Annotated in this window: 6 protein-coding genes and 2 pseudogenes; 7 read left to right on the top strand and 1 reads right to left on the bottom strand. The window is 63.4% G+C overall.

Annotation, left to right across the window (positions count from 1 at the left end; genetic code table 11):
- A pseudogene (locus tag GV368_RS10685) lies at positions 1–1,282 on the bottom strand (class I tRNA ligase family protein); the annotation flags it as partial.
- 743 nt (positions 1,283–2,025) lie between these two features.
- Here GV368_RS10685 and GV368_RS10680 point away from each other — a divergent pair.
- The 7 genes and pseudogenes from GV368_RS10680 to GV368_RS10650 all read left to right on the top strand — a co-directional run.
- Positions 2,026–3,138 (top strand): polysaccharide biosynthesis/export family protein, encoded by a 1,113-nt coding sequence (locus tag GV368_RS10680; RefSeq protein WP_169116511.1) that lies wholly within the window; start codon positions 2,026–2,028, stop codon positions 3,136–3,138.
- A 26-nt stretch (positions 3,139–3,164) separates the two neighbouring features.
- Complete coding sequence (locus tag GV368_RS10675) at positions 3,165–3,776, top strand: hypothetical protein (RefSeq protein ID WP_169116510.1); 612 nt, start codon at positions 3,165–3,167, stop codon at positions 3,774–3,776.
- Positions 3,773–4,504 (top strand): capsule biosynthesis GfcC family protein, encoded by a 732-nt coding sequence (locus GV368_RS10670; RefSeq protein WP_169116509.1) that lies wholly within the window; start codon positions 3,773–3,775, stop codon positions 4,502–4,504. Before GV368_RS10675 ends, GV368_RS10670 begins: the two co-directional genes overlap by 4 nt.
- The gene (locus GV368_RS10665; protein WP_169116508.1) at positions 4,501–6,612 is read left to right on the top strand and encodes a YjbH domain-containing protein; all 2,112 of its coding nucleotides are present in this window, start codon (positions 4,501–4,503) and stop codon (positions 6,610–6,612) included. Before GV368_RS10670 ends, GV368_RS10665 begins: the two co-directional genes overlap by 4 nt.
- Positions 6,609–7,061, top strand: coding sequence for a low molecular weight protein-tyrosine-phosphatase (locus tag GV368_RS10660; protein WP_169116507.1), 453 nt, complete (start codon positions 6,609–6,611; stop codon positions 7,059–7,061). Before GV368_RS10665 ends, GV368_RS10660 begins: the two co-directional genes overlap by 4 nt.
- Positions 7,062–9,311, top strand: coding sequence for a polysaccharide biosynthesis tyrosine autokinase (locus tag GV368_RS10655; RefSeq protein ID WP_169116506.1), 2,250 nt, complete (start codon positions 7,062–7,064; stop codon positions 9,309–9,311).
- 17 nt (positions 9,312–9,328) lie between these two features.
- Positions 9,329–9,594, top strand: a pseudogene (locus GV368_RS10650) (hypothetical protein); the annotation flags it as partial.

Raw genomic sequence — 9,594 nt, 5'->3', positions numbered from 1 at the left:
GCGTCGCGCGTGAGCGGCCCCGTGTAGCCCTCGGCCGCGGCAAGCGCCCGGGCCTGCGCCTCGTCGTGCGCCACCCAGAAGCGACGATTTTCGGCCGGATCTTCGTCGGCGTACCACGCCGGGATCTGGTGCCCCCACCACAGCTGGCGCGAAATGCACCAATCCTGGATATTGACCAGCCACTGGCGGTAGGTATTCACCCAGTTGTCGGGGAAGAAGCGGATGCTGCCGTCCTCGACCACTTCGAGCGCCTTTTGCGCGAGCGACTTGCCGTCCGCCCCGGGCTTGGTGGTGGCCACGAACCACTGGTCGGTGAGCATGGGTTCGAGCACCACGNGTAGGGCTCGGGCACCTGGTCGTTCAGATGGGCATCGAGCCGGAAGATGTTGATCAGCGGCAGCCCGTGGCGCTGGGCTACGGCGTAGTCGTTGGCGTCGTGCGCTGGCGTCACTTTCACGCAGCCGGTGCCGAAGCTCGGATCCACGGCCGCATCGGCGATGATGGGAATGCGCCGGCCCACCAGCGGCAGAATCACCTCCTTGCCGATGAGCCCCTGATGGCGCGGATCTTCCGGATGGACCATCACCGCCACGTCGCCGAAAAGCGTCTCCGGCCGCGTGGTGGCCACCACCACCCCGGCACGTCCGTCGATGGGACCATCGGCGAAGGGATAGAGGATGGACCAGAGGAATCCTTCCTCCTCTTCCGCCGAAACTTCCAGGTCGGAGACCGCCGTGCGCAGCTTGGGATCCCAGTTCACCAGACGTTTGCCGCGATAAATCAACCCCTCCCGATAAAGCCGCACGAACACCTCGAGCACCGTGCGCGACAAGCCCTCATCCATGGTGAAACGCTCGCGCGTCCAGTCGGCCGAAGTGCCCAGCCGCCGCATCTGGCGCGTGATGGTGCCGCCCGAATATTCCTTCCACTGCCACACCCGCTCGAGGAACTTCTCCCGCCCCAGGTCGTAGCGCGTGAGCCCCTCGCGCTCCAGCTGGCGCTCGACCACGATCTGGGTGGCGATCCCGGCATGGTCGGTGCCCGGCTGCAGCAGCACGTTGTCGCCGCTCATACGCCGCCAGCGCACGAGCATGTCCATGATCGTCTGGTTGAAACCATGCCCCATGTGCAGCGTGCCGGTCACGTTGGGCGGCGGCATGAGGATGCAGTAAGCATTGTTGCGACTGGGGTCGAAACCGGCGCGGAAGTAGCCGTGTTCTTCCCACCAGGGGTACCAGCGGGATTCGATCGCCTTGGGTTCGAAGCTCTTGTCGAGGGTCATGGCGGAGTCTGGTCGTCTGAGAAAGCTGCTAATTATAGCCAAGCGGGGCGGACTGCGGCAGAGAGAAATCGCGCCAAACCAAGAGTAATAGTTTTTAAGCTCCATGGGTTGGCCCAGAGGGGCTGTGCACGGTGCCCTGATGAAGAGTTTTCGCCGATTCTACGCCGGTAGCATCGCCGCCGAGGCCGGAACGCATCCTCGATGCTTCTTCCGATGTCTACCGCCAGGCGCTCCTCGGCCTTACAGAGATTTGATGCGATTGCCCTGCGTCGCCAAGCCATCTTCGTGTGCTAAAATGGGCATTACCATCATTGCCATTTTTTTATATATGATGGCTGTTCACGGCGGAAAGGAGAAAAATCATGGATCGGAAAAAATGGGTGGCGCTGTTGCTGTCGATGGGTTTGATCAGCACGGCCTGGTCCCAGGGGCAGGCTCCAGCTGCGGAAACAGGCACACAAGCACAAAGTGGTGCCGCGACTGGCGGTGCTGAATCGGGCGCTACTGCCGCGGGGGCTGAAGCCGGAGGAACGGCGGCAGCCGGCAGCGCGACGGCAGCCGGAGCTGCCGGCATCGGCGCGCTCAGCGCTCCGGCCGTCATCGGCGTTGCTGCCGCCGTTGGGGTCGCCGCCGCTGCTGCCGGTGGAGGCGGAGGGGGTGGTCATGGCTCGACTACCGGAACAACTGGCACCACCGGTACTACCGGCACTCACTAACTCATTCAAGCAAGAAGGCGACAAAGCATGGCAGGTTCGAGGACGCAGCCGCAGTGGCAAAGGTTTTGTTTTTTTTGGCCGCTGTTGCTGGTCGGTTGGCTCGGCGGCTGTGCTTTGGCGCCTGGTCTGGTGATGGAACCCGGCTCGGAAGAGCAGGGCGACGTGGCGTTCATCCCCATCACCGATCGCTTGGTATATGCCCTCTCCGAAGAAGAGAAGCATAAGCCCTCGGTACCGCAAGAACTTCTCGAGGAAAACGGTCACCCCTATCGCATCGGCGTCAACGATTCCCTCATGGTCACCTTCTGGGGGGTGCCCGAGATGATGCCGAATCTGCCCACGGTGCAGGTCGGTGGGCAAGACATCTCCCAGCCGGTGGGCACCCAAGTCGTTCAAGCCGATGGCACCATCTTCGTGCCTTACGTCGGTGCAATTGCGGTAGCGGGCCTCACGGAAGGGGAAGCTCGCGACAAAATCACCGCGGCCCTCAAACCCATTCTGCAAAGTCCGCAGGTCGATGTCTCCGTGGTCAAGTTCGACAGTCGCCATGTCACGATCACGGGGGCGCTGGCCAAACCGGGCAGAGTGGCCCTCACGCGCAAACCGCTCACCCTGGCCGAAGCCTTCGGCGCTGCCGGCGGGCTCACCCCTCAAGCCGATGCCTCACGGGTTTCCCTCGTCCGAGGCGATCGGATCTACCAAATCGATCTCGATGCCTTGCAACCTTTGGCGGGCAGAGTCCTCCTGCGCGATGGCGATCGCGTCCACGTTCCCACCACCGAGGACAAGAAAATCTTCGTGATGGGCGAAGTGTCCAAGCCCACCGTGATCCGCTATGGGCGTAAATCCATCTCCTTGATGGAAGCCCTTGGGGAAGCCAACGGTGTGCGTCAGGAAACGGCCAGCGGGCGGGAAATCTACGTGATTCGCGCTTTCGATTCCCACATGCAGACGGCCCGCGTGGTATATCGCCTCGAAGCGGCCTCGGCCTCGAAACTCGCCCTGGCGGGAAGCTTTCCTCTGGAGCCGCAAGACATCGTCTTTGTCGGCCCAGCCCAGATCACGCGTTGGAACCGCCTGGTCAGTTCATTCTTCCCCTCCCTCCTGTTCCTCACAACAGCTGACGATCTACAAAATTAACGATGAGGATGGGTATAGGAAGGGCCGTGATGCTCGCGGCGGTGCTCTGTCTCGTCGGCTGCAGCTCCTCGCCTGAGGGAGACCCGGCGCTGGCCACGGTGCGCCAGCTCTTCTCCGGCCCGCCGGCCTATGCGCCCAAGCCGCTGCCCTACGATAGCCTCGTCCTGCGCCGCAGCGATGGGGCATTGTGGGCGCAGGCAGTCTTGGGGAGGGTGGAGCCGCAAACCGGCTCGCTCTACTGGTTCGTCGGCGGGCAGAGTGTGCGCACCACCGCCGTGCGCCTCACCAAGGCCACTGACACCGCCTTCGACTTCATCCTCGAACCCCTTTCCCCCGAGCACTGGCGCTTCGATCCCATCCGCCAAGCTTGCCTCACCGGTCAAGCCCAGCACCGCGAAGAGTGGCTGGATTACCCTACTGAAGACCTCTGGTCGCTGCGCCGCCTCAGCAACGTTGCGCCCCGAGCTTCGGCCGACGCCCCCATCGAAGAAACATTCTCGGTTCCTCTGCTGAAATGGCAAGGAACCAACCGCTACTGGCTGGATGCTGCCTGCCGGCCTCGCCGTGCGCTGGTGTGGCTGCATCCCAAGCAACCCACGTGGGAACTGCGCTGGCTCAAGGCAGGAGAGCGGCCGTGAAAGCCAGATGCGCCTTCGTGTTCTGGTTTGCGCTTGGCGCTTCGGTCAGCCTCCGGGCCGAAGGGCAAGCGTTCGCGTCGCCCGCCTCCTGGCCGCCCCCGCCGGTGGCCGAAGTGCGGATCGAGGAAGAAATGCCGCTCTCCCGCGCCTTGCGCGAGCACAAGCAAGCCCATCCAGAATCCTTTCTGCCGGCCACGCGCTGGTGTCGCGCCGCCGGGGAAACGCGCCACCGCCTAGCCAAAGCGGCGCTCCTCTACGCCTTGCGTCAAGCGCCCGAAAACTCCCCGCCACGCCGCGTCGCCCAGTGGCTCGAGGCGCTCCCCGTGTGCGAACGCACCCCCCACTATCGCTGGGATGCCGAAGCGCTGGAAGTCCGCCCCTGGGAAGATCGCCGGCTCGCCGCAGGCGATCGGCTCGTTTTCTTCCCTCGGCCCCAAGGCATTCATTGGCTGGCGCCCGACGGCACCCTTCTTTTGGCCGAATTCATTCCGGGCAAAGTCTTGCAGGAATACGACTGGATGGCGACTCCGCGCGCCCAAGCCGATCATGCCTGGCTGGTACGCCCCGATGGCGTGCGCCAGCGCGTGGGGGTGGCCGCGTGGAACGAGAACGAATCGCGCCCCCGCCTGATGCCGGGCACCCTCGTGCTGCCGGAATACGGCTGGTGGCAGGCCTCGCCCGTGCTGCCGCAGTTGGCGGCCTGGCTCAACGGTGAGGTGCGCTGGTGAAGCGAACGGCGTGGCTGAGCCCTTTTCTCTTCGGCATGATTCCCGCGCTCGCGGCCGAGCCTCAGGCCTGGATTTCGCGCAACGACTGGGGCGAACCGGGAATGCTGCAGATGCCCTCGGCGCGCTTCGACGAAGCCGGCCAATTCGCCGTCACGATGAGCCACGTCGACCCCTACCTGCGCTTGAGCGTGTTCGTCACCCCTTTGCCGTGGATAGAAGGCGGGTTTCGCTACACCGACATTCGCAACCGCCCGTATGGCCCGAAAAATCTCTCCGGCAGCCAATCGTACAAAGACAAATCCATCGACCTGCGCGTGCGCCTGTGGGAAGAGAGCCGCTACCTGCCGCAAATCGCCGTGGGTTGGCGCGATTTGGGCGGTACCGGCCTTTTCAGCGGCGAATACCTCGCCGCCAGCAAGCGTTGGAGCACGCTCGATTTCACCGCCGGCCTGGGCTGGGGCTACGTCGGCGCACGAGGAGACTTCGACAATCCCCTAGGCTGGCTGAGCGACAAATTCAAAACCCGGCCGGGCGCGAATAAAATCTCCGGCGCCACGGACCAGTTCGGCTTCGACCAATGGTTCCGCGGCCCGGTAAGCCCCTTTTTTGGCGTCGTCTGGCAGCCTGGCGATGGACGCTTCGCCTTCAAAGCCGAATACGACGGCAACGACTACAAGCACGAACCCCGCAATAACCCGCAAAAGACTTCATCCCCCTTCAATCTGGGCCTGGAATACCGCTACTCACCCGGCGTGCGCTTTTCCCTCGGCTGGGAACGAGGCAACACGGCCATGGTGGGCATCCAGATATCGTTGAATCTGGCCGACGACTGGAAACAACCCAAGTTCGACCCCCCGCCGGTGCGCCGTACTCCCGAACAGCCGCTGCCGGTCCAAGTGCAGCAGGTAAACTGGCCCGAAGTAGTGAAGAAAGTCGAAGAATCGAGCGGCTTTGCGGTGCAGCGCGTGGCCCTGCGGCCCCATGGAGAAGTGGCGCTCTATGGTGAGCACATCCGCTATCGCGACACGCCCAAGGGCGACGTTCGCGCCGCGCAAGCCCTGGATGCCACGGTGAGCGAGGACGTGCGCTCCTTCGCCCTCGTCCAGGAACCCTTGAAGCTCGGCATGGTGGAATCGGGCGTGTCGCGGCAGAAAGTACGGGACTACGTGGAAGGCCGCAGCGAAGCTCCCGACCTGCACCGAGGCTTCGACGTCACCGCACCGACGAAAGCGTCCGAGCAGATCCTCTACGAAGAAGAACCCTCGCGCCTGAAGTATTGGATGGCGCCCGGTCTCATCCAGAACATCGGCGGTCCCGACTCCTTCTACCTCTACAGCCTCACGGCCAACCTCGGGATCGATTACTGGCTCACCGACCGCTGGCGGCTCGGTTCGGTCATGGAACTGCGCGTGCTCGACAATTTCGACAAGTTCCGCTACGACGGGCCCAGCGGCCTGCCGCGCGTGCGCACCGACATTCGCCGCTACCTCACCACCTCCAAGCTGATCCCCGACCGCCTCTACCTCTCGCGCGTCGACAAGCTCGGCGAAGACATCTTCCAGGGCGTGTACTTCGGCTGGCTCGAGTACATGTATGCGGGAGCAGGCGGGCAATGGCTCTACCGCCCCATCGGTTCGGAATGGGCCGTGGGTGCCAACCTCAACTGGGTGAAGCAACGCGATTTCGGCGCCACGCTCGGTCTGCGCGACTACGACACGATCACCGGTCACGTCACGGGCTACTACCGCGAACCCCATACGGACATCCTCGCCAAGCTCAGCGTCGGGCGCTATCTCGCCAAGGACATCGGCGGCACGCTCGATCTCTCGCGCCGCTTCGCCTCCGGCGTGGAAGTGGGCGTGTGGGCCACGATCACCGATGCCAGCACCAAAGCCTTTGGCGAAGGCAGTTTCGACAAAGGCTTCTACCTCACCCTGCCGTTCGACGGATTCTTCACCAAATCTTCTCGCCGCAGCACTACCCTGGTGTGGACGCCGCTCACGCGCGACGGCGGCCAGCGCCTCTCGCTGCCGCTCGATCTCTACTCCATTTCGGATGGTCGGGATATGCAGTGGTATCATCAAAGGTTCAAGGAGATCGATCGATGAGCCTGCCGTTTCATTCCCTCCTCACCGTCTGCACGGGCAACATCTGCCGTTCGCCGGCGGCCGAAGCCTTGCTGCGCGCTCGCCTGCCGCAGACGTTTCGCGTCGGCTCGGCCGGGCTCGGCGCTTTGGTTGGCCAATCCATGGACGAGACCACGCGCCGCGTGATGCAGCGGCGCACCGGCGTCGATCATCCCAATCACCGGGCGCAGCAGCTCGTCGAGCCCATCCTGCGCGCGTTCGAGCTCATTCTCGTGGCCGAAGCGGCGCAGCGCGACGAAATCCTCGGGCGCTGGCCCTTCGTGCGCGGCCGGGTATTTCTGATCACGCAATGGACCGACCGCAGCGACGTCATCGACCCCTACCGCCAGCCCGAAGAAATTCATGAGCAATGCTTGATACAAGTCGAAACCGCGGTAGAATCTTGGGCCAGCCGACTGGGCGTGAAGTGAATGAGCGTAATGAATCAGCAAGTACATCCCGAAGCGGTGCTTCCCCAGCCCCCCTATCAAGAAAACGACGAAATCGACCTGCGCGAGCTCTTCGCCGCGCTCGCGGCGCGTAAATGGACGATTTTCTCGCTCACTGCCCTGGTGCTCCTGTTGAGCGCGGCATATGCCATTTTTGCCACGCCGATCTATTCCTCGGATGCCCTGGTGCAGGTGGAAAAGAAAAAGCCGAGCCTGCCCCTCTTCGACCAGCTCGCCGCCATGGATCCGTCGGGGGCATTCGAATCTGAGGCCGAGATCGAGATCATCAAATCCCGTTTCGTGCTCGGCAAAGTGGTGGATTCCCTGGGGCTCGACATTCAAGTCCAGCCAAAAACTTTCCCCCTCATCGGGCGCTATGTCTTTCGCACATACCGGCCGGAAGCAGACGAGCCCCCGGTACGGGATCCGTGGCTGAGCAGCCGATGGGCCTGGGGCGGCGAAAGAGCCCAGCTCTCGCTGCTCAACGTTCCGGACGATTGGATGGATCAAAATCTGGTCCTGCGCAAGACCGGAGCGGACAGCTTCGAGCTGCTCGCCGACGACGAACCCGTGATCCAGGGCAGAGTAGGCGAATTCATCCAGCAGGGACCCTGGGCGATCAAAGTCGAACAACTCCTGGGTCACGACGGGGTGCGCTTCGCGGTGTCCAAGCTCAGCCCCTACCAGGCCATCTCCAACCTGCTCGATCAGCTCACCGTCAAAGAGCGCGGCAAGAAAACGGGCGTGATCGAGCTCTCCTACCAGGATCCCGACGCGGCACGCGCTCGAGCCATCCTCAATGAGATCACCCAGGTCTATTACGATCAGAACGTGCGCCGTCTGTCGCAGGAAGCGGCCAACAGCATCGCCTTCATCAAAACCCGGCTGCCGGAGCTGCGCCGCCAGCTCACCGAAGCCGAAGTAGCCCTCAACCGTTTTCGTCAGCAGCAAGGCACGGTCGCGATCAACGAAGAAACCAAGGCCGTGATCGAGCGGCTCACCGAGGTGGAAAGAAAACTCCAGGACATCGACCTCAAAGAAGCCGAATTCTCCAAGCGTTTCCGTACGGATTACCCCATCTATCGAGCGCTCATCGAGCAAAAGGACAAACTGCAGGCCGAGCGGGCCGCAATCGAGAAGCAGATCAAGAAATTCCCCGACCGGCAGCAAGAGCTCATCCGCCTCACGCGCGACGTCCAAATCGCCAACGACGTCTATACCCAGCTGCTCGCCAAGCAGCAGGAACTCGAAGTGGTTGAGGCGAGCACCGTAGGCAACGTACGCATCCTCGATCAGGCCGTCACCAATCCGAAGCCGGTGAAACCGAAAAAACCCCTGATCGTGGCCATTGGCGGCTTGCTGGGGCTCATGTTGGGGGTGGGCGTCGTGCTCGTGCAACGCATGCTGCGCCAGGAAATCCACAACGTCGCCCAGCTGGAAGAAACCACCGGGCGCCCCGTCTATGCCACCATCCCCGAAGTGCCCGCGCTCGTCAAGCAGATGCGCCGCAGCCGCAGCAAAGGAGAAAAACTGCCGCTCCTCACCGAGACGGTGGTAAACGACGACCCCGCGCTCGAATCCTTCCGCTCCCTGCGCACGGCGGTGCATTTCGCCCTGCTCGACGACGCGCGCCCCGTGCTGGCGATAACGGGCCCGGCTCCGAGCGTGGGCAAAACGTTCACCTCGGTTCATTTGGGCTTGGTGGCCGCCCAGAGCGAAGCCAAGGTGCTTCTCGTCGACGCCGACATGCGCAAGGGCCATATCGAGCGCTATTTCGGCCTCTCGCGCTCGCCCGGCCTTTCGGAAGTACTCGCCGGCGATCTCCCCTGGCGCAGCGCCCTGCATCGCCTCGGCCCCAACGACCTGCACCTCCTCACCGCCGGGCGCTATCCGCCCAACCCGGCCGAGCTGCTGATGCACCCCCGCTTCCAGGCGCTCCTCGACGAAGCCCGCGAGACGTTCGACCTGGTGATCGTCGACACCCCGCCGGTGCTCGCCGTTACCGACGCCGTCATCATCACGCACCTTGCCGGCGCAACGCTCCTCGTCTGCCGCGCCGGGGTCACGGAATACGGCGAAGCCACCGCCGCACTCGCGCGCCTTGCCCAGAATGGCGTCAATGTGAAAGGTCTGATCGTCAACGCGCTCGACACCCGCAGCCGCTACGGTTACCGTTATGGCAACCGGTATTACTACAGCGCAAGCCGGTATCGCTATCAGGCGTCGGCGTAAGAAAGGAAAACACATCCGTGAGCTTTGCAGATTCCATTGCTCTCATCGGTCTCGGCTACGTTGGCCTGCCGCTCGCCGTCGAATTCGGCAAGCGCCGCCCCGTGGTCGGATTCGACCTCAAGCGCACCCGCATCGAAGAACTGCGCCGCGGGCTCGACCGCACGCGCGAAGTCTCCGCTGAAGAACTCGCCGCCGCCCGTCACCTCCGATTCACCGACGATCCGGCGGAGCTCGCGCCCTGTACCGTCTTCATCGTCACGGTGCCCACCCCCATCGACCGGCA

Source organism: Tepidiphilus baoligensis, assembly GCF_012911495.1.
In the GTDB taxonomy this organism is placed as follows: Bacteria; Pseudomonadota; Gammaproteobacteria; order Burkholderiales; family Rhodocyclaceae; genus Tepidiphilus; species Tepidiphilus olei.
Note: the sequence above shows the minus strand (reverse complement) of the source record. Positions and strands in the feature narration are given on the sequence as shown.